The organism is Geothrix sp., assembly GCF_030219325.1.
Classification (GTDB): domain Bacteria; phylum Acidobacteriota; class Holophagae; order Holophagales; family Holophagaceae; genus Geothrix.
The window spans coordinates 428,854-453,665 of record NZ_CP126625.1; the positions used below are offsets into that span (position 1 = coordinate 428,854).

Annotated in this window: 22 protein-coding genes; 8 read left to right on the forward strand and 14 right to left on the reverse strand. The window is 69.2% G+C overall.

Annotated elements, in window-relative coordinates; genetic code table 11:
* Positions 1-14: 14 nt before the first annotated feature.
* Complete coding sequence (locus QOZ81_RS01855) at positions 15-356, reverse strand: acetyl-CoA carboxylase biotin carboxyl carrier protein subunit (RefSeq protein ID WP_291202458.1); 342 nt, start codon at positions 354-356, stop codon at positions 15-17.
* 41 nt (positions 357-397) lie between these two features.
* Positions 398-1,921: an acyl-CoA carboxylase subunit beta gene (locus QOZ81_RS01860; protein WP_366083004.1), complete on the reverse strand. Its 1,524-nt coding sequence runs from the start codon at positions 1,919-1,921 to the stop codon at positions 398-400.
* 236 nt (positions 1,922-2,157) lie between these two features.
* On the opposite strand from QOZ81_RS01860, the gene QOZ81_RS01865 reads away from it, so the two are divergent.
* Positions 2,158-2,586: a CBS domain-containing protein gene (locus tag QOZ81_RS01865; RefSeq protein WP_291202453.1), complete on the forward strand. Its 429-nt coding sequence runs from the start codon at positions 2,158-2,160 to the stop codon at positions 2,584-2,586.
* Positions 2,587-2,639: 53 nt separating this feature from the next.
* On the opposite strand, the gene QOZ81_RS01870 is transcribed toward QOZ81_RS01865, so the two are convergent.
* Positions 2,640-3,767 carry an SDR family oxidoreductase gene (locus QOZ81_RS01870; protein ID WP_291202451.1) on the reverse strand — a complete coding sequence of 376 codons (1,128 nt, stop codon included), beginning with the start codon at positions 3,765-3,767 and terminating at the stop codon, positions 2,640-2,642.
* Positions 3,768-3,855: 88 nt separating this feature from the next.
* On the opposite strand from QOZ81_RS01870, the gene QOZ81_RS01875 reads away from it, so the two are divergent.
* The 4 genes from QOZ81_RS01875 to thrC all read left to right on the forward strand — a co-directional run bounded on the left by QOZ81_RS01875 (position 3,856) and on the right by thrC (position 10,142).
* Complete coding sequence (locus tag QOZ81_RS01875) at positions 3,856-5,157, forward strand: NTP/NDP exchange transporter (protein WP_291202448.1); 1,302 nt, start codon at positions 3,856-3,858, stop codon at positions 5,155-5,157.
* A gap of 226 nt (positions 5,158-5,383) precedes the next feature.
* A complete protein-coding gene (gene thrA / locus QOZ81_RS01880) occupies positions 5,384-7,861 on the forward strand; it encodes a bifunctional aspartate kinase/homoserine dehydrogenase I (RefSeq protein ID WP_291202445.1) in 2,478 nt (825 codons plus the stop codon).
* On the forward strand, positions 7,861-8,877 hold the full coding sequence (locus QOZ81_RS01885; RefSeq protein WP_291202442.1) for a homoserine kinase: 1,017 nt from the start codon (positions 7,861-7,863) through the stop codon (positions 8,875-8,877). Before thrA ends, QOZ81_RS01885 begins: the two co-directional genes overlap by 1 nt.
* Positions 8,874-10,142: a threonine synthase gene (gene thrC / locus QOZ81_RS01890; RefSeq protein WP_291202439.1), complete on the forward strand. Its 1,269-nt coding sequence runs from the start codon at positions 8,874-8,876 to the stop codon at positions 10,140-10,142. Before QOZ81_RS01885 ends, thrC begins: the two co-directional genes overlap by 4 nt.
* A 5-nt stretch (positions 10,143-10,147) precedes the next feature.
* Here the strand turns inward: thrC and QOZ81_RS01895 are convergent, their stop codons facing one another.
* The 3 genes from QOZ81_RS01895 to QOZ81_RS01905 form a co-directional block, all read right to left on the reverse strand.
* A complete protein-coding gene (locus tag QOZ81_RS01895; protein WP_291202436.1) occupies positions 10,148-10,567 on the reverse strand; it encodes a c-type cytochrome in 420 nt (139 codons plus the stop codon).
* A gap of 88 nt (positions 10,568-10,655) precedes the next feature.
* Entirely contained in the window at positions 10,656-12,794 is a 2,139-nt protein-coding gene (locus QOZ81_RS01900; RefSeq protein ID WP_291202433.1) for a M20/M25/M40 family metallo-hydrolase, read from the reverse strand.
* Between the two features lie 18 nt (positions 12,795-12,812).
* On the reverse strand, positions 12,813-13,472 hold the full coding sequence (locus tag QOZ81_RS01905) for a glycerophosphodiester phosphodiesterase (protein ID WP_291202430.1): 660 nt from the start codon (positions 13,470-13,472) through the stop codon (positions 12,813-12,815).
* A 137-nt stretch (positions 13,473-13,609) separates the two neighbouring features.
* On the opposite strand from QOZ81_RS01905, the gene QOZ81_RS01910 reads away from it, so the two are divergent.
* Positions 13,610-14,734 (forward strand): response regulator, encoded by a 1,125-nt coding sequence (locus QOZ81_RS01910; protein ID WP_291202427.1) that lies wholly within the window; start codon positions 13,610-13,612, stop codon positions 14,732-14,734.
* 61 nt (positions 14,735-14,795) lie between these two features.
* Here the strand turns inward: QOZ81_RS01910 and QOZ81_RS01915 are convergent, their stop codons facing one another.
* On the reverse strand, positions 14,796-16,133 hold the full coding sequence (locus tag QOZ81_RS01915; protein ID WP_291202425.1) for an FAD-binding oxidoreductase: 1,338 nt from the start codon (positions 16,131-16,133) through the stop codon (positions 14,796-14,798).
* A 112-nt stretch (positions 16,134-16,245) separates the two neighbouring features.
* Here QOZ81_RS01915 and QOZ81_RS01920 point away from each other — a divergent pair, with 112 nt between their 5' ends.
* Positions 16,246-18,693 carry an ATP-binding protein gene (locus QOZ81_RS01920; RefSeq protein ID WP_291202423.1) on the forward strand — a complete coding sequence of 816 codons (2,448 nt, stop codon included), beginning with the start codon at positions 16,246-16,248 and terminating at the stop codon, positions 18,691-18,693.
* A 248-nt stretch (positions 18,694-18,941) separates the two neighbouring features.
* On the opposite strand, the gene pyrH is transcribed toward QOZ81_RS01920, so the two are convergent.
* From pyrH to QOZ81_RS01950, 6 genes are all read right to left on the reverse strand, one after another.
* Positions 18,942-19,646, reverse strand: coding sequence for a UMP kinase (gene pyrH / locus QOZ81_RS01925; RefSeq protein WP_291202420.1), 705 nt, complete (start codon positions 19,644-19,646; stop codon positions 18,942-18,944).
* Between the two features lie 80 nt (positions 19,647-19,726).
* Positions 19,727-20,377, reverse strand: coding sequence for a translation elongation factor Ts (gene tsf, locus QOZ81_RS01930; RefSeq protein ID WP_291202417.1), 651 nt, complete (start codon positions 20,375-20,377; stop codon positions 19,727-19,729).
* 83 nt (positions 20,378-20,460) lie between these two features.
* Complete coding sequence (rpsB, locus tag QOZ81_RS01935; protein ID WP_291202414.1) at positions 20,461-21,213, reverse strand: 30S ribosomal protein S2; 753 nt, start codon at positions 21,211-21,213, stop codon at positions 20,461-20,463.
* Positions 21,214-21,355: 142 nt separating this feature from the next.
* Positions 21,356-21,748 (reverse strand): 30S ribosomal protein S9, encoded by a 393-nt coding sequence (rpsI, locus tag QOZ81_RS01940; RefSeq protein ID WP_291202411.1) that lies wholly within the window; start codon positions 21,746-21,748, stop codon positions 21,356-21,358.
* 13 nt (positions 21,749-21,761) lie between these two features.
* Positions 21,762-22,196: a 50S ribosomal protein L13 gene (rplM, locus tag QOZ81_RS01945; protein ID WP_291202408.1), complete on the reverse strand. Its 435-nt coding sequence runs from the start codon at positions 22,194-22,196 to the stop codon at positions 21,762-21,764.
* A 108-nt stretch (positions 22,197-22,304) separates the two neighbouring features.
* Positions 22,305-23,384 (reverse strand): hypothetical protein, encoded by a 1,080-nt coding sequence (locus tag QOZ81_RS01950; RefSeq protein WP_291202405.1) that lies wholly within the window; start codon positions 23,382-23,384, stop codon positions 22,305-22,307.
* Positions 23,385-23,480: 96 nt separating this feature from the next.
* Here QOZ81_RS01950 and QOZ81_RS01955 point away from each other — a divergent pair, with 96 nt between their 5' ends.
* Positions 23,481-24,206: a hypothetical protein gene (locus QOZ81_RS01955; protein WP_291202402.1), complete on the forward strand. Its 726-nt coding sequence runs from the start codon at positions 23,481-23,483 to the stop codon at positions 24,204-24,206.
* A 3-nt stretch (positions 24,207-24,209) separates the two neighbouring features.
* Here QOZ81_RS01955 and QOZ81_RS01960 read toward each other — a convergent pair whose 3' ends face one another.
* A complete protein-coding gene (locus tag QOZ81_RS01960; RefSeq protein WP_291202399.1) occupies positions 24,210-24,791 on the reverse strand; it encodes a gamma carbonic anhydrase family protein in 582 nt (193 codons plus the stop codon).
* Positions 24,792-24,812 lie beyond the last annotated feature (21 nt).

Sequence of the window (24,812 nt, forward strand, 5' to 3'; positions counted from 1 at the left end):
GTGGGGCCTGGGATTTACAAAGCGTCAGGGGTCGGCTCGAACTCCATGAGCAGCTGACCCTTGGTGACCGTCTCGCCGGGGGCCACATGGACGACTTTCACCGTGACGTCGTCGTGGGCGGTGATGTGGTTCTGCATCTTCATGGCCTCGAGGATCAGGAGGTCCTGGCCCCGGCGGATCCGGTCCCCGGGCCGCACGATGGGCTCGAGGATGAGGCCCGGGATGATGGCCGTGAGGCGGCTGGGATCCTTGGGCTGGTAGGGCTTGCGGTGGGCGTACTTCTTGGTGAGGGTGGTTTCGTACACCGTGTCGTTCAGGCTGATCGTCTGGCGGGCGGGCTTCTGGGCGGGGGTCATGGCATCTCGGCAGGGAGGGGCGGTCAGGGGTGGGGTGGGCCTCAGAAGGGCGGCACGCCGTGCTTCCGGCCCGGCCGGAGCTCCTGCTTTTCGGCGCTGATCTCCAGGGCGTGCAGCAGGAAGTCCCGGGTCTGGTGGGGCGCGATGACCGCGTCCACGTGCCCGTTGGCGGCGGCCACGTAGGGGCTGGCGAACTTCTCGGTGTATTCCTTGACCTTCTCCCGGCGGAAGGCCTCGGGATCCGCGGCGGCGGCGATCTCGCCCTTGAAAATGATGTTGGCCGCGCCCTCGGGGCCCATGACGGCGATCTCGGCGCAGGGCCAGGCGAAGACGAAGTCGGCGCCCAGGTGCCGCGAGCACATGGCGATGTAGCCGCCACCGTAGGCCTTGCGCAGGATGACGGTGATCTTGGGCACCGTGGCCTCGCTGTAGGCGTAGAGCAGCTTGGCGCCGTGGCGGATGACGCCCGCGTGCTCCTGGTCGATGCCCGGCAGGTAGCCCGGCAGGTCCACGAAGGTGACCAGGGGGATGTTGAAGGCGTCGCAGAAGCGGATGAAGCGGGCGGCCTTGTCGGAGCTGTCCACGTCCAGCACGCCCGCCAGCACCTTGGGCTGGTTGGCGACCATGCCCACGGTGCGCCCGTCCATGCGGGCGAAGCCCACCACGATGTTGGCCGCCCAGAGGGCCTGGACCTCCATGAAGTCGGAGCCGTCGCACACGGCGCGGATCACGTCCCGGACGTCATAGGGCTTGTTGGATTCCGCCGGGATGATGTGCTCCAGGCCGATCTCGCTGCGGGAGGGGATGACGCTGAAGGCATCGGCCTTCTTGCGGTTGTTCCAGGGGATGTAGGTGACCAGCCGCTTCACCTGCTCGAAGCACTCGGCCTCGCTCTGGGCGTAGAAGTGGGCGTTGCCCGTCAGCTCGGCCTGCACCCGGGCGCCGCCCAGGTTCTCCATGGAGATCTCCTCGCCCAGCACGGTCTTGATGACCTCGGGTCCGGTGATGAACATCTTGGAGATCTTGTCCACGACGAACACGAAGTCCGTGAGGGCCGGGGAGTACACGGCGCCCCCGGCGCAGGGGCCCAGGATGATCGAGATCTGGGGGATGACGCCCGAGGCCAGGGTGTTGCGGTAGAAGATCTCGCCGTAGCCCGCCAGGGAGTTCACGCCCTCCTGGATGCGGGCGCCGCCCGAGTCGTTGATGCCGATGAGGGGGATGCCCAGCTTGATGGCGTGGTCCATGATCTTGGTGATCTTGCGGGCGTGGGCCAGACCCAGGGAGCCGCCGGCCACGGTGAAGTCCTGGGCGAAGATGGCCACGGGGTGGCCCAGGATGGTGCCCGTGCCGGTGATGACGCCGTCCCCGGGGAGCTGTTTCTTCTCCATGCCGAAGTCGGAGCACTTGTGCTCCACGAAGAGGTCGTACTCGTGGAAGGAGTCCTGATCCAGGATGGCCGTGATGCGCTCCCGGGCCAGCAGCTTGCCCTGGGCCGCCTGCTTGGCAGCGGCCGCCGGGTGGGGCTCGGTGGCCTCGGCGTGCCGGACGGCGTGATCCTTCATCTTCTTGGGCAGGGACATGGAAAATCCTCGAGGAGTTGTTTGAAGCGAGAGCCAGGACTGGCTTGAAGATAGTAAGATGACTCAAACATCTGAAATAAACTATGCCAGGGGGTGGTTGCGGCATTCATCACGGTTCGGATGGACTTGGTCTCGGATTCACCCTGGCGTGCTCCCCGCTTCGCCTTATAGTCAGAACCACGATTCTCAATCCACCATGAAGGGCCCTGGAGGCGCACATGCGGCCACTGAAGCAGCTGATCGATGCCAAGCCGTCCACCGTCACGGTCGGGCCGGACGACACCGTGTTCTCGGCCCTGACGCTGCTCGCGCAGTTCGACATCGGCGCCCTCCTGGTGCTGGAGCAGGGCAAGCTCGTGGGGATCTTCTCGGAACGGGACTACGCCCGCAAGATCATCCTCAAGGGCAAGGCCTCCAAGGACACCCTGGTCCGGGAGATCATGAGCGAGAAGGTCAGTTGCGTGACGCTCAAGCAGTCTGTCGAGGAGTGCATGGCCCTCATGACCGACAAGCGCGTCCGCCACCTGCCCGTGATCGGGCCGAACGAGGAGGTGCTGGGCATCCTCTCCATCGGTGACCTGGTGAAGGAGGTCATCTCCGACCAGAAGTTCACCATCGAGCAGCTGGTGTCCTACATCCAGAACTGACGCAAAAGGGCCCAGGCGATGCCGGGCCCTTGCTGCTTTCGGATGGGGGCGCCTCAGCCCTTGGGCTTGGAGGCCTCCCGCCAGGCCGCAATGAGCTTGGTCTCCTGCTCTGCGGTGGGCGGGGCCAGCCTGGTGCGGCCCTTCTCCACCTTCTCCTGGGTCTTGAACCAGGCCAGGGTGTCCTTCACGGTCTCGGTGGCGGGGCGGAACTTCAAGCCGGCCTTCACGGCGCGGTCGTTGCGCCAGGTGGAGAAGCCCTTGGTCTCGCCCAGGTAGGGGGCCCAGATGGGGAAGTCCAGGCCCTCCTGCTTGACGATGAACTCGGCGGGGATCCAGATGGGCTTGGCGTTGGGGTTGCCGGCCTTCTGGCAGTCCGCGATGAGGCTGCCCCAGGCCAGTCGCTTCTCGGGGCCGCAGGCGTTGAAGGCGCCGGTCGTGCCCTGCTCCACCAGGTGGACCAGCCAGGCGGCCAGATCCCGCACGTCGATGATCTGCACCGGGTCGGTGGGGGCGCCCGGCACTGCGATCTCGCCGCCCTTGTCGAAGCGCACGGGCCAGTAGGTGAAGCGGCCCGTGGGATCGTCGGGGCCCACGATGTAGCCGGGGCGGATGATGGTGGTGCGGCCCGGCATGGCCTTCGCCGCTGCCTGCTCGCAGAGGGCCTTCAGGGCGCCGTAGTACTCGTAGCTCTTGCCCATGGTCTCGAGGGTGGGGTCGGGCATGGTGGCCAGGGGCGCGTCCTCGGTGCCGTTCTCGGGGTTGGGCTCCTTGTAGGCGCTGATGCTGGAGATGTAGAGGTACTGCTTGGCGCGGGGCGCCAGCAGGGCGGCGGAAGCGCCCACCATGCGGGGGTAGTAGCCGCTGTTGTCGATGACGGCATCCCAGGTGCCGGTCTCCAACTCCTTCAGGCCATCGCCCTTCTTGGGGTCGCGGTCGCCGTGCAGCTTCGTCACGCCGGGGAAGAGGTCGGGGCGCGTCTTCCCGCGGTTGAACATGGTCACCTCGTGCCCGCGGGCCTGGGCGATCTCGATGGTGGCGGGGCCCAGGAAGCCCGTGCCGCCCAGGATGAGGATCTTCTTCGGGGCGGTCTTGGCGGGGGCCGCCGACAGGTCGAGGCCCGTGGCCGCAATGGCGGTGGCGGCGGCGGACCACTGGATGAACTCGCGGCGGGAGACGGTCATGGAACCTCCGACTTGGGTTGGGGTTGATACCTCGTGAATCGATATATACTCCTCTGGAATAGCCCCGCAACACCTTTTTGGAGGTTCCATGTCCGCGGTCCAGCCGAAGTCGCCTCGGTTCTTCCGTCGCCTCGTCCTGCTGGAGGCGGGGGAGGGTGCCGCCCTGCTCTGGTCCACGGCCTACTTCTTCCTGCTGCTCTTCGGCTTCTACCTGCTGCGCCCCGTGCGCGAGGCCATCGGCATCGCCCGGGGCGCGGACAAGCTGCCCTGGCTCATGACCGGCACCCTGCTGGCCATGGTGCTGGCCAATCCGGCCTTCGCGGCCCTGGTGTCCAGGCTGCCGCGGCGGCGCTTCATTCCCGGGGCCTACCGCTTCTTCGCGCTCAACATGCTGGCCTTCTTCCTGGCCTTCCGCTTCCTGCCCCACCGCAGCCCGGCGCTGGGCTACGCCTTCTACATCTGGCTCAGCGTCTTCAACCTCTTCGTGGTCTCCGTGTTCTGGGGCCTGATGTCGGACGTGTGGTCCGAGGGCCAGGGCAAGCGGCTCTTCGGCTTCATCGCCACGGGCGGCACCCTCGGCGCCATTGCCGGGGCGGCCCTCACGGGCGCGCTGACGAAGGGCTTCGCCATCGGAGGCCTGGCGGTGAAGGTGGACCCGCTCTCGCTGCTGCTGCTGTCCATGGTCACACTGGAACTGGCGGTGCAGTGCGTGAAGCGCCTCGCCAGCATCTTCCAGCTGGGCGACGTGGCCCATGGCGCCCGGGAGCCGGGGCCGGGGCCGCTCGAAGGCCTGCGCCTCATCGCGACGTCGCGCTACCTGCAGCTCATCTGCGCCTACATGCTGCTCTTCACCATCACCAGCACCTTCCTCTACCTGCAGCAGGGCAGCATCGTGGAGCGGGCCTTCAGCGGCACCGCCGCCCGCACGGCGGCCTTCGCCCGCATCGACCTCTGGGTGAACGTGCTCACCCTGGCCACGCAGGTCTTCCTCACGGGCCGCATCATCACCGCCCTGGGCATCCCCTTCGTGCTGGCGATCCTGCCGGTGCTGACCATGGCGGGCTTCGGCGCGCTGTGGATCTGGCCCACCTTCGGCGTCATGGCCCTCTTCCAGGTGCTGCGCCGCGGCCTGCACTACGCGGTGGACCGCCCGGCCCGGGAGATCCTCTACATTCCCCTGGGCCCCGAGGAGCGCTACAAGTCGAAGCCCTTCATCGACACCTTCGTCTACCGCGGCGGCGATCTCCTGGGGGTGTGGGCCCCCACCGCCCTGGCGGCCCTGGCCATCCCCGTGGGCCTCGCGGCGGTGGGCTGCTCGGGCCTGTGGATCGGGAGCAGCCTGGTCCTTGGAAACCACGTGAAGGCGAAGGTCTCCGAGGATCCGGGTTGACTTTTCGGGGACTTCCCGGATGATTGCGGACATGCCGTTTTCGTTGAACCCCATGCCGTCCCGGTCCGCCAGCCCCGTTGGCGAGGGCAGCCTCCGCATGGTCAACACCAATGGCATTACCACCACCACGCACACCGCCGTGCGGGGCACCTGACCTGATTCCACCCTTCAGATCTCAGCCCCGCGAACCCCACGCGGGGCTTTTTCGTTTCGACCCGGAGCCCCCATGCAGCCCAGCCCCATCCGCGTCATGAAGTTCGGCGGCACCAGCCTGGCCGATGCGGCCCGGTTCCGCACCGTGGCCGACCTGGTCGCAGCCGCCGGTGCGACTCACCGCGTCTGCGTGGTGGCCTCGGCCATGGCCGGCGTCACCAACCTGCTGCTGCACGGGGGACGCGTCCCCAACCGCGAGGAGGCGGATCGCCTGCTGGAGGCGTTCCGGGACCGGCACGCCCAGGTGGTGGCGGACCTGGCGGAGGATCTGGGCGCCGAGGCCGGCCCCGTGCGGGGTGAGCTGGAGGGCCTCGAGGCCGTGGGCCGCCGCCTCCTGCATGGGATGGCCCTGCTGGAGGAGGGACCGCCCTCGGTGCTGGCCCAGGTATCCAGCCTCGGTGAGCGGGCCTCCTCCCTGATCCTGACGGCCCTGTTGAAAGCCCGTGGCCTGGCGCCCCGGTACCTCGATCCCGTGGAGCACATCAAGGTCGAAGGCGATCCCCTGCAGGCCCGGCCCCGCATGGCCGACATCGAAACGGCCTTCGGCGCCGTGACGGCCGGTCCGGGCGGGCTCTGGGTGCTGCCGGGCTTCTTCGGCGGAGATGCCCAGGGCCGCATCCTGTCCCTGGGACGGGGCGGTTCGGATCACAGCGCGGCCCTGGCCGCCGCGGCCCTGAAGGCGGACCTGCTGGAGATCTGGACCGATGTGGCGGGGCTCTACAGCGCCGACCCCTCGCTGGTGCCCGAGGCCTTCCCGCTGCCCGAGGCCAGCTTCGAGGAGGCCATGGAGCTGTCCTTCTTCGGCGCCAAGGTCCTCCACCCGAAGACCATCCCACCCGTGCGGGAGCGGGGCATCCCCGTGCGCGTGTGCAGCAGCTTCGACCCCCTGCATCCCGGCACCGTGATCCGCGAGGAGGTGCCGCCACCACCCAGCGGCGTGCGCGGCCTCTCCTTCCTGCGGGACCTCACGGTGGTGAACCTCACGGGCCCCGGCATGCCCGGCGTGCCCGGCATCGCGGGCCGCGTGTTCGGCGCCCTGGCGCGGCGGGGCATCTCCGTGGTGCTCATCACGCAGAGCTCGTCCGAACTCTCCATCTGCTTCGCCGTGCGCCGGGCCGATGGTCCGGGCGCCGTGGCGGCCATCCAGGAGGCTTTCCCGGCGGAGCTGTCGGCGGGCTTCATCGATCCGGTGCTCCTGCGCACGGGGCTCGCCGTGCTCAGCATCGTGGGCGACGGCATGCGCACGCGCCCCGGCGTGGCGGGCACCTTCTTCGACGCCTTGGCAGAGGTGGGCTGCAACGTGGTGGCCATCGCCCAGGGCGCCAGCGAGCGCATCATCTCCGCGGTGGTGGAGGAGGCGGATGGCGCCCGGGCCATGGCCCACATCCACCGGCGCTTCTTCCAGACCCAGGTGGTGGTGGACGTGCACCTGCTGGGCGCGGGCAACGTGGGCGGCAGCCTGCTGGGCCAGATCCAGCGCCAGCATGACCAGCTGCTGGGCCTGGGCCTGGACCTCCGCGTGACCACCGTGGCCACCAGCCGGCGCATGAAGACGGACGCCAAGGGCATGGACCTCTCCCGCTGGCGGGAGGACCTGGCCCAGGGCGGCCCCATGGACCTGGACCTGCTGCTGGAATCGGTGCGCACGGGGCCGCCGGCCCTGTCCGTGCTGGTGGACTGCAGCACCAGTGGTGAGCTGGCCGCCCGCTACCCCGACATGTTCGACGCGGGCTTCCACGTGGTGACGGCCAACAAGAAGGCCAACAGCAGCACCCAGGGTTTCTACCGCGAGCTGCGGACTCGCTCCTCGAAGCGGGGCCTGCGCTTCCTCTACGAAGCCAACGTGGGCGCGGGCCTGCCCATCATCGACACGGTGAAGAACCTAGTCATGACGGGGGACCGCGTGCTGCGGGCCGAGGGCATCCTGTCGGGCTCCATGTCGTACATCCTGGGCCTGCTGGGCGAGGGCGTGGCCCTCTCCGAGGCCGTGGGCCGGGCCAAGGAGAGCGGCTTCACCGAGCCCGATCCCCGCGATGACCTCAGCGGCATGGACGTGGCGCGCAAGCTGCTGATCCTGGCCCGGGAGCTGGGCCTGGAGCTGGAGCTGGACGACGTGGTCGTGGAGGGCCTGCTGCCCGCGGATTTCGACGCCACCGGCGACATCCCCTCGTTCATGGCACGGCTGCCGCAGCTGGATGCGCCCTTCCGCGAACGGCTGGCCACCCTGAAGGCCGAGGGGAAGACGCTGCGCTACGTGGGCTCGCTGTCCGAGGGCGGCTGCCGCGTGGGCCTGCTGCCCGTGGATGCGGACCATCCCTTCATCGCCATCAAGGGTGGCGAGAACGCCCTGGCCCTGCTCACGGAGCGCTACCAGCCCCATCCCATGGTCATCCGCGGCTACGGTGCCGGCGCCGAGGTGACCGCCGCCGGCGTGCTGGCGGACATCCTGCGGCTGGTGCCCCCGGGCGCCCGCCCGGCCCGGAGGCTGTGATGGCGGGCCTCTCGGACCTGCCGGCCACGGGCCTGGTGGCCTACGCCCCCGCCAGCATCGGCAACCTGGCCGCGGGCTTCGACCTGCTGGGCGCGGCCCTGGCGCCCCTGGACGGCAGCCTGCTGGGGGACCTGGTGCACGTGGACCATGCGCCGGAGTCCTCCTTCCAAATCACGGGCCCCTTCGCCGCGGCGCTGGCGGACGACATCCGCCCCAACCTCGCGCTGCGGGCCCGCGACCTCTTTGTCGAGGCGGTGCGGGCCGGGGGCGAGGAGGTGGGTCCCTTCGCCATCACGCTGGAGAAGCGCCTGCCCGTGGCCAGTGGCCTGGGTTCCAGCGCCAGCTCCATCGTGGCCACCCTGGTGGCGCTGCAGGCCCTCTGCGGCGAGCCCCTGAACGGCTCCGACCTGCTGGACCTGGCGGGTCGGGCCGAGGGGCTCACCAGCGGCGGCCGGCACCTCGACAACGTGGCGCCTTCGCTGCTGGGCGGGCTCCAGCTGATGGTGCCCGGGCGGGACGGCGCGCCCGCCACCCGCCGGCTGCCCTGGCCGTCGGACCTGCTGCTGGTGGTGGTGCATCCGGCCTACCAGCTGTCCACGGCGAAGAGCCGCGGCGCGCTGCCGGAGCGCCCGGACTGGAGCGCCACCGTGGACTTCGCCGGCAACCTGGCGAGCCTGGTACAGGCCCTCCACAGCGGGGACCGCGCCCTCCTCGCCCGTTGCCTGCGCGATCCCATCGTGGAGGTCCACCGCGCACCGCTGGTGCCCGGATTCCACGCCGCCCAGGCCGCGGCGAGGCAGCTGGGCGCCCTGGGCTGCAGCCTGTCGGGCTCGGGCCCCTCGGTGTTCGCCGTGGCCGAAGACGAGGCCCAGGCCGCGGCCATGGCCGATGCCATCTGCGGGGCCTTCGCTGGGGCCGGACTGGAGAGCCGGGGCTGGGTCTGCGCCCTGGATCCCGATGGCGCCCGCGTGCTCACCCCCGGTTCCAGCCACCCAGGACGCGAGGCCCACCCATGAGACTGGTCAGCACACGCACGCCCGACCTTGCCGCAACCTTCGTGGAAGCTGCGCAGATGGGCCTCGCCCCCGATGGCGGCCTCTTCGTGCCCGTCGAGATTCCGCGCTTCGCCGACGTGCCCGACCTGCTCAGGCTGGATTTCGCCACCCGCGCCACGGAGATCCTCCATCGCCTGCTGGGCGACGAGTTCCCCCGTGCCGTGGTCGAGCAGCTGGCGTGCTCCGCCTTCACCTTCCCGGCGCCGCTGGTGCCGGTGGACGGGCGCAGCTCGGCCCTGGAGCTCTTCCACGGGCCCACTCTGGCCTTCAAGGACTTCGGCGCGCGCTTCCTGGCCCGGGTGCTGGCACTGGGTGCGGAGGGTCACCGCCGCACGGTGCTCACCGCCACGTCCGGCGACACCGGCGCCGCCGTGGCCAGCGCCTTCCACGGCCTGCCCGGCGTGGACGTGGTGGTGCTGTATCCAGCGGGCCGCGTGTCGCCCCTGCAGGAGCGCCAGTTTGCTACCTGCGGCGGCAATGTGCTGGCGCTGGCCGTGGACGGCGCCTTCGACGACTGCCAGCGGCTGGTGAAGGGGGCCTTCGAGGATGCGGAGCTGGTGGCGCGCCTGGGCCTGACGTCCGCCAACAGCATCAACATCGCGCGGCTCCTGGCCCAGACGCTCTACTACTTCGAGGCCGCGGCACAAGTTGAAAGCGACTCGCCCCTGGTGGTCTCCGTGCCCAGCGGCAACTTCGGCAACCTCACCGCGGGCCTCTGGGCGCAGAGGATGGGCGCTCCGATCTCCGCCTTCGTGGCCGCCACCAATGCCAACCGGGTGGTGCCGGACTACCTCGACACCGGCGTGTACCAGCCCAAGGCTTCGGTGGCCACGCTGTCCAACGCCATGGACGTGGGCGCCCCCAGCAACTGGGAGCGCATCTTCGCGCTGTTCGGCGGCGACCACGATGCCATGGCCGGCGCCCTGCGCTGGGGCAGCTGCAGCGATGCGGAGACGGAACGGATCGTCATCGACCTGGATCGCGCGGGCTACCTGGCGGATCCCCACGGTGCCGTGGCCTACCACGTGCTGCAGGCCAACCTGCGCGAGGGCGAGCGGGGCATCTTCCTCGCGACGGCCCACCCTGCGAAGTTCATGGAGGCCCTGGCCCCGGCCCTGGGCCGTCAGCTCCCGCTGCCGAAGTCGCTCAGCGACCTCCTGGAGCTGCCGCTGCTCAACGAGCCCCTGGCCGCGGACCAGGCCGCGCTTCGGCGTCGACTGAGCTGAGCTGCCTACTTGGCCTGCAGGCTCTCGATATGGCCCGTCAGATTGGCCACGCGGATGCGGACCACGGGCTCCTGGCTGTTGTTCAGGCTGAGGAAGAAGGGCCCCCACACGGGCATGTCCTTCAGGCCGTGGGTCTGGGTGCCCACCTCGCCGCGGATCACCTTCGCCACGTGGTCCTTGGGGAAGACGCCCTTGTTCTGGGCGGCCAGCATGGTCAGGTCGGGCACCGCCGTCTTCAGGTGCTGGGCCACGGGGCCATCGCCCAGGCCCTTGGGCCCGTGGCAGCTGGCGCAGTAGGCCAGGTACATCTCCGAGCCCGAGGCCGGCGAGGTGTAGCGGGCAGGGACCTTCTTGATGGCCGGGCTCTGGGCCAGGACGGGCAGGGCGAAGGCGGCGAGGAGGAGGGCAACGACGGGCTTGGACATGGGGTGCTCCACGGAAACGGGGGAAGGAAGATGAGTCCGGCCTCTGGCGTGAGCCAGTAGAACAGGAGCCGCGGCTCCCGAACAGACCCTAGGAGCCCTGGACCGCCAGGACCTGCCGGATCACCCGCGTATCGGTGTAGGGGTCCACGGGGGCGGGGATCAGGTCCGCGGGACGGGCCGGCGTTCCGGGCGGCAGGCCGGGCAGGATGACGTCCACGGTCAGGTGGGATCCCGGCTGGGGTTCCAGCTCGAAGGTGAGGCTCGCCGGGGGGGCGAACCAGTGGAGCCGCCGGACGGCCGGGAGGGGTTTGCCATCCTGGGTCATCCCCGACATGGGCGTGTCCGCCGATAACACCAGGGCCAGCGCCCGTTCCGGGAGGGTGATGGTCAGGCGCTTCCCGTCCTGGAGCAGCGAGGGTCGGGGCAGATGGAAGACTGGGGCCGGGCTGGCGTGGGCGCGCCGCCCCCCGAAGCGGATGTCCTCGGCCGGCTCAGTCATCAGGGACCGGGTCCAGGCATCGGGCATGTGGAAGCTCACCCACTGCGCTTTCCCCGTGGCCGCGTCTTCGAGGTAGGCCAGGGTGCTGAGGCGAGGGCCGGTCCTGGTGGCTCCGACTGCGAAGCAGAGCACCGCGGCACTCAGGCCGGCGGCGGGCAGCACCCAGAGACGCGTCTGGAACGGGCGCCGCAGGAGCGGCAGCAGTGGCATCAGCCCGAAGGCGACCAGAAGCCCCAGGAAGAACGGCAGGCCGAAGCCCAGCAGGAGGGCGAGGTTGTGCCAGACGGGGGGGAAGAGCAGCAGCAGTGGAAGGGCGGCGACCCAGGGCTTCTCCCACCAAAGCCCCAGCAGGGCGAAGAGCAGGGGCCAGAGCAGGAAGTAGGTGGCGCCGGGCAGGATGGCGGTGGCGGCCACGAGGGCCAGCAGCCACCAGAGCAGGGCCCCCAGGGTGAGGCCCCGGACTTCGAAGCGGCGGAGCGCCCAGCCCCACACCAAGGCCAGGGTGGTCAGCGCGGTGGCGAGCAGGGCCGCCTCGAACCAACGCACGCCGTAAGGATCCTGGTTGGGGATCCCCTGGCGGAAGGGCTTCACCAGGACTTCCAGGCCGCTCGCCGTGAGGGCGCCAACGATCAGGCTGCCGAGCGCCAAGCCCGTGCCGGCCAAGAAGCTTTTCAAGACCCCCGGCCCGCGCCGGAGGCGCCAGAGCAGGGCGGCGAAGGCGGCCAGGGCCAGCGCGGTCAGGGGCCAGGCCAGGGTGGCGGGATAGAGCAGCAGGATCCGGCCCAGCAGGTCGAAGTAGATGGCTTCGCCCCGTCCGGGTCGGGCGATGGCTCCGAGATCGGCGGCGAGGAAGTGGCGACCGAGGGCAAGGGCCGTGTCCCCGTGCTGCTGGAGACTGCCCTGATCCAGGCCATCCGGCGTGTCGAGCGCGGTGTGGTAGTGCTGCCAGCGGCCCACGAAGGCGAAGTTGAGCCCGGCCATGCCCGCCTGCTTGAGCACGGTCAGGTCCGTGTCGTTGGGCAGCAGCTTGTAGAGAGCGTACATCAGGGAGGAGGCATGAGGCCTGGGGGCGGCCACGGCGAACTCGCGCATCAGGGGCAGGTTGCCCTCGCTGGTCTCGAACATGAAGACCGGCCCGCCACCGCCCCGCGCCTCAAAGTTGAGGGCCAGGGCGGGGGATTTCCCTTCGAGCGCATCGACATGGGCCTGGGCACCCAGGAGGCCCACCTCTTCGGCATCGGTGATGAGGATGCGGAGCGTGTTCCGGCTGGGCGCCAGGGCCCGGGCCGTTTCGAGCAGCGCAGCCACGCCGGCGGCATCGTCGCCCGCGCCGGGGCCGGTGCCATGCGAGTCGTAGTGCGCCATGAGCAGCAGGGTGCCGGTGGGGGCGCTGCCGGGCCTCTCGGCGACGATGTTCTCCACGGTCGCCAGAATCAAGTCACGGTCGCCGTGGACGCGCCAGGCCACCCGCTTCTGGACAGTGGTGGTGAATCCGAGCTGCCGGAAGGACGCGACCAGCTGGTCGCGGACGCGGTCATGTTCGGGCGTGCCCGGCGGGTGCGGCGCCCGTGCGAGCTCGCGCACGTGGACCATGGCCCGCTCCGCGGAGAAGCGATCGGCGGGGGCGCTGGCCGGGACCGGGTCCGGCGGTGCCTGCAGGACCATCACGCCGGCGGTGATGAGGCCCAGCAGCAGCAGGGTGGCGAGGGGGCGCTGCAGCAGGTTCATCGCGGGGGCCGGCTGTCGTCAGATCCCGTCCGCGATGAGCACCGCCGGGATGAAAGGCAGGTCCCTGGCTTCGGCCGGCGTCTTCATGCCCCACAGGGCCAGGCGGTCGGCATGGGGCGCCCAGAGTTCGGGCCGGGCCTTCACGGCCTTGAGGGGCGGGTGCAGCCAGAGGGCTTCGGGCAGGTCGGCCAGTTCCTCCGCGGTGAGGTCCAGGGCCTCGTCGGTCTCCCAGAGGAAGCCGCAGCGGGCAGTCTCACAGGCGGCCCACAGCTGCAGGACTTCGCTGTGCTCGAAGCTGCTGAACAGCACGCGGTCCAGGGCCTCGGCGGCCTCCACCGTGGCCAGGGCCTGCTGCCAGCCGGGCTCGCCCTTCAGTTCGACGTTGATGAGCCTGGCGGGCAACTCCAGGGCGTCCGCCAAGTGGGGCACGGCCTCGCCGTTCTTCAGGGGCGGCAGCTCGGCTGCCTTCATCTGCCGCAGGTGCCCGGAGCCTTTCGCCGTGCGGGCCAGGTCCTCGTCGTGGAGTACGAGGCAGACGCCGTCCCGGGTGGGCTGGACGTCCAGTTCGAAGCCGTCCATGCCCGCGGCCAGGGCCGCGCGGAAGGCCTCCAGGCTGTTCTCCAGGTGCTTCGAGGACAGTCCCCGGTGGCCAAGGATGAGGGAACGGGTGGAGGGCATGGCGACTCCCGGATCAGAGGTTGATTCTGCCTGGAAAGCCCGTCGCGCGGGGCCCCCCCCGCACGGGATTCCACCTTTGGCCGGATGATGCCGATGATATGAGTCTGCACTTGGGCGCTCGCGGAGAGGAATCTAGAATGCGGATCCTGCTGGTGGACGGCAATGCGGACCTGCTCCAGGAGATCCGGCGCGCCTTCTGGAAGCGCCATCGTTCCTGGGAGGTCCTCCTGGCCCAGACGGGAGCCGAGGCCGTCCAGGCGCTGGCCCGCGACCCCGTGGACATCGTGATCTCGGACATGGCGCTGCCGGACATGGAGGGCGCCGACCTGATCCACCAGGTGCGGGACCTCCAGCCCGGGGCAGTGCGCATCGCGCTGGCCGACCACCCCCTCGCCGAGTGGCTGGAGCGGGTGGAAGGGGACCTGCACCGCCTCTTCATCAAGCCGCTGGATCCGGAGTTCCTCATCGGGGCCGTCGAAAGCCTGGACATCGAGGACGATGAGGCGAGCGTCCGGGCGGTACGCGCCTTCGTGGGCGGCCTGGGCCGGATCCCGAGCCTGCCGAGCCTCTACTCGGAGCTGGTGGCGCTTCTCCAGCGCGAGGATGCCGGCATGAACGACGTGGCCCGCCTCATCCGCAGGGATCTCGGCGTGGCGAGCCAGGTCCTGAAGCTGGCCAACTCGGTCCACTGCGCCTCGGACCGCCCCGTGGCGGAGCTGGGCCGGGCCGTGGCCATGCTGGGCGTGGATTCGCTGCGCTCCCTGGTGCTGTTCCGGGGGCTCATCTCCGGCGTGGATTCCCCGCGCCCCCAGGGCCTCGACCTCGAGAAGCTCTGGTTCCATTCCTTCGAGGTGGCCACGGGAGTCCGCAAGCTGGTGGTCCTGGAGGGTGAGACGCAGCTGGCCGACCTCGCCTTCTCCGTGGGACTGCTGCATGACATCGGCCTGGTGGTCCTGGCCACCGATCCGTCGGGCCGCTACCGGGCCATCCTGGAACAGGCGCAGACGAGCCGGACCCCATTGGCGGTGCTCGAGCACGACACCTACGGCGTGGATCACGCCCAGGTCGGTGCCCACCTGCTCAACCTCTGGGGCCTGCCGCCCGCCTTCTGCCGCCCCGTCCGGGAACACCATGCACCGCCCCCGGGGGGAGAGGGCTTCCCCCTGTCCGCCGCGCTGCACCTGGCGGACGCCCGCCACGGCGGGGCAAGACCGCGGGCATCTTCGCCGATGGAAGGTGGGGTCTGCATCCGCATGTGCTGAGCGATCCCGTGCGCTTCGCCCGCTGGAAGGCCTGCCTGGCCATGGACGGCGGAGACTCTGCCTAGAGCACCTTTCCCGGGTTGAAGATGTTCTGCGGATCCAGGGCCTGCTTGATGGCGCGCAGGGCCCGCAGCTGGGCCGGATCAGCCAGGGCCAGGAAGGCCTTGCGTTTGGCCAGGCCGATGCCGTGTTCTCCGCTGAGGGTGCCGCCCAGGCTGAGGGCCAGCCGGAAGAGATCCATGAGCTGCTGCTCCAGCTGGGTGGGCTCGGCCTCGCCCGCGGCCAGCAGGTTCACGTGCAGGTTGCCGTCCCCCAGATGGCCGTAGGTGACGGCGGGAATGCCGAGGCGGTCGAGCCCGGTGAAGAACTCCCGGAGGCGGCTGCGGGGCACCACGATGTCCTCGCTGACCTTCTTCGGATGGCGCTCCTTCAGGAAGGCGCTGGTCATGCGGCGCACGGCCCAGATGCCCTGGCGCTGGCGCGCATCGGAGGCGATCTCCAGGCCGTCGGCCAGGGGCCCCAGCAGGTCGAGCAGGCCCTCGAGGAAGGGTTCCGAGGTGCAGCCGCGCTCATCGAATTCGAGGATGGCCAGGGCCTCGCCGGGCAGGCGCCGGGCCTCCTCCGGGCCGTGGGCGCGCAGCTCCGCCAGCACGGCGGGGTCGAAGAACTCGAAGGCGCTGGGCAGGTAGCCCGCGCCGCAGAGGCGCCCCGGCAGATCCAGCAGATCCTCCCAGCGTTTCACGGGAAGCAGGAGGGTGGCGAATTCCCGCGGCAGGGGCGTGAGGCGCAGGGTGGCGCCCACGATGAAACCGAAGAGGCCCTCACTGCCGATGAGCAGCTGGCCGAGGTTGGGGCCGGCGTTGGCCTTCACGCTGCTGATGCCGAAGGTGTGCACCTCGCCATCCTCGAGCAGGGCGTCCACGGCCAGGACCCAGTGGCGGGTCATGCCGTACTTGCAGGCATTGGGGCCGCCGGCGTTGGTGGCGAGGGTGCCGCCCAGGGCACAGCTCTCCCAGGAGTTCGGGTCCGGCGGGTAGAAGAATCCCTGGGCTTCGGCCGCAGCCTTCACCTCGCGGAGGGGCGCGCTGGCCGGGGCGCTGAGGCAGAGGTCCTGGGGCGACACCTGGATCTCGCCGGGCCACTCGGAGAAGTCCACCACCACGGAGCGTCCGGTGGGGAGGCAGCCGCCGGCCTTGCCGGTGCCGGCGCCCCGGGGCACGAGCCCGAAGCCTTCGGACTTGGCCCGGGAGACCAGCTCGCGGAGGGCCCGGGGACCGTGGGGCTTCACCACCGCCAGGGGCAGGACGCCGCGCAGGTGGGATTCGTCCTGGAGGAAGGGCGCCAGATCGCCCGGATCCAGGAGGACCTTGGCCTCGGGTAATTCCAGGAAGGCGTTCATGGATCCAGTGTGACGGATTCAACTTCCCCCAGGTAAGCTGGCCCTCATGTCACCGTCCTACGCGCCGTCCCCCCGGGCCCGCCGGGGCCGGTATTTGCAGATCCTGGGCCATGTGACGCCTTGGCTTGTGCTGATGCTGGGACTCGGCGGGACGATCTGGGCCTGGCGCGCCCTGACGCTGCAGGAGCGCTCGTTCCAGACCAGCCGCCTGGATGGGGCTCTGGCCCAGACCCGGGAGGCGGTGGAGCACCGCGTCGAGGAGCAGACCAAGCTGCTGCTCGGGGCCCAGGGCCTGGTGGTGGGGCGGCCCCACCTGGTGGCCGAGGATTGGCGGGCTTTCGTCGCCAGCCTGGACCTGCGGCGCCTCTCGCCGGGGACGCGGCTGCTGGGCTTCGTGCCCCGCGGGGTCTTCGAAGGGCGACCGGGCGCCTCGCCCATGCTGGAGCGGGAAGGGGACGCGGTCCTGATGGGGTCCAGGGGGCTGCTGAGTCTCCCCGGCTTTCAGGAAGTGGCGGCCAGGGCGAGGGACCTGGGTGAGCTCTCGGTGTCCGGGCGGCTGGATCTACCGGGCGAGCAGGTGCCCTCCATCGCCTTCGTGTTCCCCGTCTTCCGGGATTTTGCCGTTCCGGCCGATCAGGCGGCCCGCCGGGCGGGCTTCCAGGGGCTGGTGGTCTGCCTGGCCGATGGCCATGAGATGTTCCGGTCCATGTATGGAGCCAGCCCCATCGCCGACCTGGACGTGGAGATCTATGACGAACCGTCCTGCCGGGCGGAGGGGCTGCTCTACGACCGCGATCTGTGCATGACGAGGCAGGGTTCGGCCACCGCCTACCGCTCCGGGGCCAGACACACGCTCATGTCGGTGGGCGGCAAGCGATGGACGCTCGTGGTGGGCTTCCTGCCGGCCGAGGCGGGCCCCCTTGTCGACCGGCCGCGCATGGTGGCGATCGGGGGGGCCTTGGCGAGCCTGCTGGCCTTCGGGTTGACCCTGTTCCTGGCCTATGGCCGCTCAAAGCTGGAAGGGCTGGCGCACCAGCTCCGGGAGAGCGAGGCCAGGTTCCGGTCCGTGGCAGAGACGGCCTCCTGCGCGATCTTCATCTATTCCGACCGCATCGAGTACATGAACGAGGCCGGCTCCCGGATCACCGGCTTCTCCCTGGGCGAGATCGTGGGACTGCCCTTCTCGAAGCTGGTGCATCCCCTGGACCAGGAGCTGGTGTCCTCCCGCGCCAGGGCCCGACTTCGGGGCGATTCCGTGCCCCTCCGGTACGAGTTCCGGCTCCAGACCAAGCAGGGTGAGACCCGGTGGATCGATTTCGCCGCCGGAACGGTGACCCTGGGTGATCAGGTATATGGCCTGGGCACGGCCTTCGACGTCACGGAGCGCGTGAAGGCCAACGAAGCCCGGCTCAAGGTCGAACGCAAGCTGCTGGAGGCGCAGCGGCTGGAGAGCCTCGGACTGCTGGCCGGGGGCGTGGCGCACGATTTCAACAACCTGCTGACGGTCATCCAGGGTAATGCGGGCATGGTGCGCGAGGCTGTGGACGATCCGGAGCTGGCCCAGACCTGCCTCTGGAACATCGAGGAGACCTGTCGCCGGGCCTCGGACCTCGTGCGGCAGATGCTCGCCTACTCGGGACGGGGCACCGTCCAGTTCCAGCGGCTGGACCTGAACCGCCTGATCCAGGACATCGCGCAGCTGCTCAGCGTGTCCATCGCAAAATCCATCACCCTGAAGTACGACCTGGCCGAAACCCTGCCCCCGGTCTCGGCCGACGCCGCCCAGCTCCAGCAGGTGGTGATGAACCTGGTCACCAACGCAGCGGAGGCCATCGGCGAGGCGGAGGGCACCGTGACCCTGCGCTCCGGGGTCCGCGAACTCGGCGAGACCGATGTGACCGGCCTGCGCGTGGCCGAGGCCCTGAATCCCGGTCTCTTCGTCTTCCTGGAAGTGGTGGATACCGGCTCGGGCATGGACGGGGAGACCCAGGCCCGCATCTTCGATCCCTTCTTCACCACCAAGTTCACGGGCCGCGGCCTCGGCCTGGCGGCCATGCAGGGCATCGTCCGAAGCCATGGCGGTGGCGTGGACATCCAGAGCCGACCGGGCACGGGAACCCTCTTCCGGGTCTACCTGCCCGCACAGAGCGGGGCGGTCCACCCCGTGGCGGTCCCGGAGCCTGCCGCGGACCAGACCAGGGTGGTTGGAGAGGGCCTGGCGTTGGTGGCCGATGACGAGCCGGGCATCCGCGATTTCGCCCGGCGCGTCCTGGAGCGCACGGGGTTCGAGGTCATCGTCGCGGAGGATGGCCTCGAGGCCATCGAGCATGTGCGCGCCCATCAGGGGGAGCTGCGCCTCGTGCTGCTGGACCTGACCATGCCGAAGCTGGGGGGCGAGGAGGCCCTGCTGGACATGCGGGCCATGGGGTACGCCGGCCCGGTCATCCGGTGGAGCGGGTACGTCCTGAACGAGGTCGCACCGGACCCCAAGGCCCCCTTCCTGCGGAAGCCCTTCAGCGCGGGCGAATTGCTGGCGGCGGTGGGAAGGGTCCTGAGCTGACCTGGTCTCCGGTCAATTGACCAGCGTCCCCACAGGCTCCCCATTGACCGCGGCCACGAGGTTGCCAGGCTTGTTCATGTCGCGACCACCGGGTGACGGAGCAGGCTCCTGTGGAGCCTGCGTAGTCGGGACCCGGTGAGGAGCGAATCAGGCTGGAGTGGGTCGGGAACGGACGCCGGTTGAGCCCGTGGAATCGGGATCTTGTAAGGAGCGAATCACGCTTACCCGTGCACTGGAATTTTGAGGTTTCAGTTGACCAGCGTCCCCACAGGCTCGCCATTGACCGCGGCCACCAGATTGCCGGGCTTGTTCATGTCGAAGACGAGGATGGGGAGCTTGTTGTCCATGCACAGCGCGATGGCGGGCGCGTCCATGACCTTCAGCCCCTTCTCGAGCACGTCCTGGAAGCTGATGTGGTCGAAGCGGGTGGCGGTGGGGTCCTTCTTGGGGTCGGCGGTATAGATGCCATCCACGTTGGTGGCCTTCATGACCACTTCGGCGTTGACCTCGTTGGCCCGCAGCGCGGCGGCGGTGTCGGTGCTGAAGTAGGGGTTGCCGGTGCCCGCGCCGAAGATGACCACGCGGCCCTTCTCCAGGTGGCGCGTGGCGCGGCGGCGGATGTAGGTCTCGGTGACCTTGGGCATCTCCAGGCCGCTGAGGGTGCGGGTGTGCACCCCTTTGTGCTCTAGCGCGTCCTGCAGGGCCAGGGCATTGATCATGGTGGCCAGCATGCCCATGTGGTCGGCGGTGGTGCGGTCCATGCCCTTGGTGGCGCCGGCCACGCCGCGGAAGATGTTGCCGCCGCCGATGACGAGGGCCACCTCCACCCCCATCTCGCGGATGGTCTTCACCTGGTCCGCGATCATGGACACCACGGCGGGATCGATGCCGCCCTTCTGCTCGCCCATGAGGGCCTCGCCGGAGAGCTTGAGGAGGATGCGCTTGAATCTCATGGGTGCTCCGGGAACTGGGTAAAGCCTAGCCCAAAAAAAGGGCGGCACGGATGCCGCCCTCGTTCGGTCGATTCAAAACCTTACTTGGCGGCGGCAACTTCCGCGGCGAAGTTCTCGCTGCGCTTCTCCAGGCCCTCGCCCATGATGTACTTCGTGAAGCGGCGGATGCTGAGCTTCTCGCCGATCTCCGCGGTCTTCTGCGACAGGTACTGCTGGATGGTGAGGTCGGGGTTCATGATGAAGGGCTGCTCGAGGAGGCAGACCTCCTTGAAGATGCTGTTCATCTTGCCCTCGACGATGCGCTCGACGATGTTGGCGGGCTTGCCGGTGGCCAGGGCCTGCTCGGTGGCGATGCGCTTCTCGGTGTCCAGGAAGTCCTGGGTGACCTCGTCCTTGGTGACGAAGCGGGGCGCGGGATCGGCGGCCGCGATGTGCATCGCGATCTCCTTCACCAGGCGCTGGAAGGCCTCATTGCGGGCCACGAAATCCGTCTCGGAGTTCACTTCGACCAGCACGCCCACGCGGCCGCCGGGGTGGATGTAGGCTTCCACGATGCCTTCGGCGGCGATGCGGTCGGCCTTCTTGGCGGAGGCCGCCAGGCCCTTCTTGCGGAGCCACTCGTTGGCCTGCTCCATGTCGCCGTTGCTCTCTTCCAGGGCCTTCTTGCAGTCCATCATGCCGAGGCCGGTCTTCTCGCGCAGTGCCTTCACGTCTAGGGCGGTGAATGCCATGTCATCTCCTGATCGTTGGGGATTCAGAGCATCAGCCATCAGCGGGTGGACCACCGATGGCTGACGAATGGGTGGGTTTGGGTCTAGCCCTCGACTTCCATCTTTTCGGCCATCATCTTCTTCATGTCGTCGCTGTCGCCCTTGTCCCGGAAGGACTGGCGCCCCTCGAGGATGGAGTCGGCCACGCGCTCGGAGAAGAGCAGGATGGAGCGGATCGCGTCGTCATTGGCGGGGATCACGTAGTCCACCATGTCGGGATCGCAGTTGGTGTCCACGATGCCCACGACCTTGATGCCGATCTTCTTGGCCTCGGTGACGGCGATGTCCTCGCGGTGCGGATCGATGACGAAGATGACGTCGGGCAGGGCGCGCATGTCGCGGATGCCGTGGAAGGAGGCCTCCAGCTTCAGGCGGGTGCGGTTCAGGGTGAGCAGTTCCTTCTTGGAGAGCAGGGCCGTGCGGGCGGGATCGGCCAGGGTGGCCTCGATCTCGCGGAACTTCTCTAGGCTCTTCTTGATGGTGGCGAAGTTGGTCAGCATGCCGCCCAGCCAGCGGTTGTTCACATAGAAGGCGCCGCAGCGGGCGGCCTGCTCGGCGATGAGCTCCTGGGCCTGGGGCTTGGTGGCCACGAAGAGGAAGTTCTTCCCCTCGGAGGCGGACTTGGTGAGGAAGTTCGCGGCGGTGTTCCAGAGGCGCAGGGTCTTCTGGAGGTCAATGATGTAGATGCTGTTGCGGGCCCCGAAGATGTACTTCTTCATCTTGGGGTTCCAACGCTTGGTCTGGTGTCCGAAGTGGGCACCGGCCTCGAGGAGTTCCTTCATCTGGATGGCAGCCATGCTGGCCTCCCTGGTCAAGCGGCGAAGGCGCCGCGGGTGGGATGAAAGGCTTTGGGTTGGTTCCCTCGGCCCGAATCGTCCGCTTGCGCGGACCGGAAAAAGCAGAAGGGGGAACCGGTTGGCTCCCCCTTCCAGAGAACGACTAGCGCTTGCTGAACTGGAAGCGGCGACGGGCGGCCTTGCGACCGGGCTTCTTGCGCTCCTTCATGCGGGGGTCGCGGGTCAGGAGACCGGCGCCGCGCAGGAGGGACTTGAGCTGGTCGTTGTAGCCGAGCAGGGCGCGGGAGATGCCCATGCGGATGGCCGAGGCCTGGCCGGCGGGGCCGCCGCCGCACACGCTGATGATCATGTCGAACTTGCCGTCGAGGTCGGCCAGCACCAGGGGCTGGTGGACCATCATGCGGAGCACGGCGTTCGGGAAGTAGTTCTCGAGGCTGCGGCCGTTGACGGTGATCTTGCCGGTGCCGGGGCGCAGGAAGGCGCGGGCGGCCGCGCTCTTGCGGCGACCGGTTCCGTAGTTCTGGGAAATGGCCATGGGGTCCTCGCCTCTACTTCTGGATGGTCAGGATCTGGGGCTGCTGGGCGGACTGATCGTGCTCGGGGCCCGCGTAGACCTTGAGCTTGCGATACATCGCCCGGCCGAGGGGGCCCTTGGGCAGCATGCCCTTGACCGCGCTCTCGATGATGCGCTCGGGGAAGGTCGCCTTCATCACCTCGGCGCGGACTTCCTTCATGGAGCCGGGCTGGGTGGTGGTGCGGCGGTAGAACTTCTGCACGCCCTTCTTGCCCGTCAGCACGGCCTTGTCGGCGTTGATGACGATCACGTGGTCACCGGTGTCGAGGAAGGGGGTCCAGGTCGGCTTGTTCTTGCCGGAGAGGACGTCCGCCACGGCGGTGCTCAGGCGGCCCACGGCGACGCCGGTGGCGTCGACCAGGAACCACTGGCGCTTGACATCATTGGCTTTCGGGAAGTACGTGCTCATGGCCTGCTCCGGAATCACGTTCGATCCGCAAACACACCACCCCATGGGTGGAGAATTCACAGAAGGGAAAGCTTATCGCTGGCGGCCCGGAGGGTCAAGCCGGGATTTCTAGGCCTGGCCGCCGGCGAGGCGCCACAGCTCCTGAACGATGCGGGAGGCGGCCATGCCGTCCACCAGGGCCATGCCGTCCCGGACCTGCTCCTGGCGGTTGTCCTGGCCCTCGGGGCCCAGCCACTGGGCCAGGGCCTCCCGCACGATGGCCAGGTCAGCCTCGGGGCCCATGCCCAGGTCGAAGCAGCCATTGGCCAGGGCCAGGTCGGAGAGGATGCCGTGCTGGCGTTCGTTCTGGCCCCAGACGGTGGCGGGGACGCCCATGCAGAGGGCTTCCGCGAGGGTCACCCCGGCCGAGCACCAGATGGCGTCGAACTCCGGAATGCGGCGGGTGAGGCCCGGCAGGCTGCGCACCACGGTGCAGCCCGGGAAGGGATCTCCCTGGATGCCGTTGGGGGCGAGTACCGTGCAGGCGCCGCGCCAGCGGTCCTCGGCCGCGAGCCGGGCCAGGGTGTCGTAGGCCTTCTGGGCCAGGTTGGGTCCGTCGCTGCCGCCGAAGGTGACCAGCAGCTTGTGGACGGCCAGGGGCTGGAGCGGCATCCGCTTGGGCCGCAGGCCCAGGGCCGCCTTGTCGACCACGATGAAGTGCGAACCTCGCAGCACGCGACAGGGGCCGGAGGTGGTCTCGAAGGGGCGCACCTTGCAGCCGTTCACCACCTTCACGGGATGGTCCGGCCAGCGCACGCCCTCGAGGAAGGGCTGGAAGAGGAGGTCCGCCGACTCATGGGCATCGGTGTCGTCCTCCATCACGGCCACCTTCAGGGGCCGCAGGGCCTGGAGGAAGGCCGCGGTGGTGTCCCACTGGTCCACCAGGACCACGGCGGCGCGGGCCTTGAGCGCTTCGGGCAGCGGCGCGTGGAGGGCCTCGCCGAGGTCGCTCACCTCGCAGGCGAGGGGCTCGTCCAGGAAGGGATGGGTGCCGCCGCCCACGCGGCGGGCGCGGTCATCGCCCGTGATGGCGAGACAGACCTGGCCGCCGAGGCCGCGCCAGGCCTCCTGCAGGGCGAGGGCCCGGGCCACATGGCCCAGCCCAAGGCGCAGATCGGCGTGGACGCGGAGGATCAGCAGGGGGGACATGATCCGGAGAGTCTACCCGTCCTTTCAATGGAGGGGGAAGGGGATGCTCTTGGCCTGGGATTCGTGGAATGCTGGAGGCATCCACTGGAGATCGACATGTCCGATGCTTTTCTGACGCCCGCCCCCGGCGCCAAGGCTGCCAAGCTCTGCGGCATCCTGGCCATCGTCTTCGCCCTGACCTGCGTCGGCTTCCCCATCGCCATCGCCCTGGGCATCGTCGCGCTGGTGCAGCAGGCCAAGGCCAAGCGCCTCGCCAAGGCGGAGCCTCAGACCTACCAGCCCGTGCCGGCCACGGGCCTGGTCACGGGCATCATCGGGCTGGTGCTCCCGGTCCTGATGCTCCCCTTCGTCGGCATCGTCAGCGCCATCGCCATCCCGGCGCTTCTCGGCCAGCGCGAGCGGGCGCGGGAGGTGGCCGTGCAGGCCATGGTCGAGGCGGCCCGGCAGCAGGCGGAACTCATCGTGACGGACCTGCATGCCAAGGCCCCGGGCCAGGTCCCCTCCCAGGATGTGGTGATCCAGGCCCTGTCGCGGGATCCCGGAATCCTGGCCTTCAAGAACCCCTACAATCCCGCGGCGCCGGCCTTCAAGCGGGGAAAGGAAGGGGTGCTGGGCACCGTGACCGTCTATCCGGACATGGAGGAGGTGGGTGGCGTCACCACCTGGTCCGTCAAGTTCCGGGGGACCATCCGACGCGGCGGGCAGGAGCGACTGATCGAGGCCGAGGTCATCACCCACACCCAGGAGAAGGTCCACGGCCGCACCGAGGATGGCTGGGAGGTGGTCCAGCCGCCGGCGGAGCCCCCAGCGCAGAAGAATTGACGATCACGGATACGGATGCCCCTCGGCGAAGCCGGGCCGGGGGGCATCGATCTTCGGGGCCTCGGCGATGGGCCAGCCATCGGCGAAGTAGGCCTCCTTGTAGCGCACGTAGCGAGCCCAGACGCTGGTCGCGATCTCGCGCTGGCGGTCGCTGAGGGGCCCCTTCACGACCGCGGGCCAGCCCGCCACGAGGCTGTGGGGCGGCGCCTGGAAGCCTTCGCGGACCAAGCTGCCGGCGGCCACCAGGCAGCCCTCTCCGATCTCGGCACCATCCATGATGGTGGTGCTCATGCCGATGAGGGCGCCCCTGCGGATGGTGCAGCCGTGCAGCATGACGTTATGGGCCACGCTCACCTCCTCCTCGATCAGGAGAGGGCGGATCGTATTGGAGACGTGCAGGCAGCAGGCGTCCTGGATGTTGGCGCGGGCGCCGATGCGGATCCAGTTCACGTCGCCCCGGATGACGCAGTTGAACCAGATGCTGACGTCGTCGCCGATGCTCACGTCACCCAGGATCAGCGCACTGTCCGGGATGAACACGCGGCTTCCGATCTGAGGAACCATGCCTTGGAAAGGACGGATCATGCGCGTTCTCCGGGGTCTGAG

What these genes read in the sequence shown, in the direction of transcription:
- QOZ81_RS01855 (WP_291202458.1), bottom strand. Translation starts at nt 356, where the DNA reads ATGACCCCCGCCCAGAAGCCCGCCCGCCAGACGATCAGCCTGAACGAC.
- QOZ81_RS01860 (WP_366083004.1), bottom strand. Translation starts at nt 1,921, where the DNA reads ATGAAGGATCACGCCGTCCGGCACGCCGAGGCCACCGAGCCCCACCCG.
- QOZ81_RS01865 (WP_291202453.1), top strand. Translation starts at nt 2,158, where the DNA reads ATGCGGCCACTGAAGCAGCTGATCGATGCCAAGCCGTCCACCGTCACG.
- QOZ81_RS01870 (WP_291202451.1), bottom strand. Translation starts at nt 3,767, where the DNA reads ATGACCGTCTCCCGCCGCGAGTTCATCCAGTGGTCCGCCGCCGCCACC.
- QOZ81_RS01875 (WP_291202448.1), top strand. Translation starts at nt 3,856, where the DNA reads ATGTCCGCGGTCCAGCCGAAGTCGCCTCGGTTCTTCCGTCGCCTCGTC.
- thrA (WP_291202445.1), top strand. Translation starts at nt 5,384, where the DNA reads ATGCAGCCCAGCCCCATCCGCGTCATGAAGTTCGGCGGCACCAGCCTG.
- QOZ81_RS01885 (WP_291202442.1), top strand. Translation starts at nt 7,861, where the DNA reads ATGGCGGGCCTCTCGGACCTGCCGGCCACGGGCCTGGTGGCCTACGCC.
- thrC (WP_291202439.1), top strand. Translation starts at nt 8,874, where the DNA reads ATGAGACTGGTCAGCACACGCACGCCCGACCTTGCCGCAACCTTCGTG.
- QOZ81_RS01895 (WP_291202436.1), bottom strand. Translation starts at nt 10,567, where the DNA reads ATGTCCAAGCCCGTCGTTGCCCTCCTCCTCGCCGCCTTCGCCCTGCCC.
- QOZ81_RS01900 (WP_291202433.1), bottom strand. Translation starts at nt 12,794, where the DNA reads ATGAACCTGCTGCAGCGCCCCCTCGCCACCCTGCTGCTGCTGGGCCTC.
- QOZ81_RS01905 (WP_291202430.1), bottom strand. Translation starts at nt 13,472, where the DNA reads ATGCCCTCCACCCGTTCCCTCATCCTTGGCCACCGGGGACTGTCCTCG.
- QOZ81_RS01910 (WP_291202427.1), top strand. Translation starts at nt 13,610, where the DNA reads ATGCGGATCCTGCTGGTGGACGGCAATGCGGACCTGCTCCAGGAGATC.
- QOZ81_RS01915 (WP_291202425.1), bottom strand. Translation starts at nt 16,133, where the DNA reads ATGAACGCCTTCCTGGAATTACCCGAGGCCAAGGTCCTCCTGGATCCG.
- pyrH (WP_291202420.1), bottom strand. Translation starts at nt 19,646, where the DNA reads ATGAGATTCAAGCGCATCCTCCTCAAGCTCTCCGGCGAGGCCCTCATG.
- tsf (WP_291202417.1), bottom strand. Translation starts at nt 20,377, where the DNA reads ATGGCATTCACCGCCCTAGACGTGAAGGCACTGCGCGAGAAGACCGGC.
- rpsB (WP_291202414.1), bottom strand. Translation starts at nt 21,213, where the DNA reads ATGGCTGCCATCCAGATGAAGGAACTCCTCGAGGCCGGTGCCCACTTC.
- rpsI (WP_291202411.1), bottom strand. Translation starts at nt 21,748, where the DNA reads ATGGCCATTTCCCAGAACTACGGAACCGGTCGCCGCAAGAGCGCGGCC.
- rplM (WP_291202408.1), bottom strand. Translation starts at nt 22,196, where the DNA reads ATGAGCACGTACTTCCCGAAAGCCAATGATGTCAAGCGCCAGTGGTTC.
- QOZ81_RS01950 (WP_291202405.1), bottom strand. Translation starts at nt 23,384, where the DNA reads ATGTCCCCCCTGCTGATCCTCCGCGTCCACGCCGATCTGCGCCTTGGG.
- QOZ81_RS01955 (WP_291202402.1), top strand. Translation starts at nt 23,481, where the DNA reads ATGTCCGATGCTTTTCTGACGCCCGCCCCCGGCGCCAAGGCTGCCAAG.
- QOZ81_RS01960 (WP_291202399.1), bottom strand. Translation starts at nt 24,791, where the DNA reads ATGATCCGTCCTTTCCAAGGCATGGTTCCTCAGATCGGAAGCCGCGTG.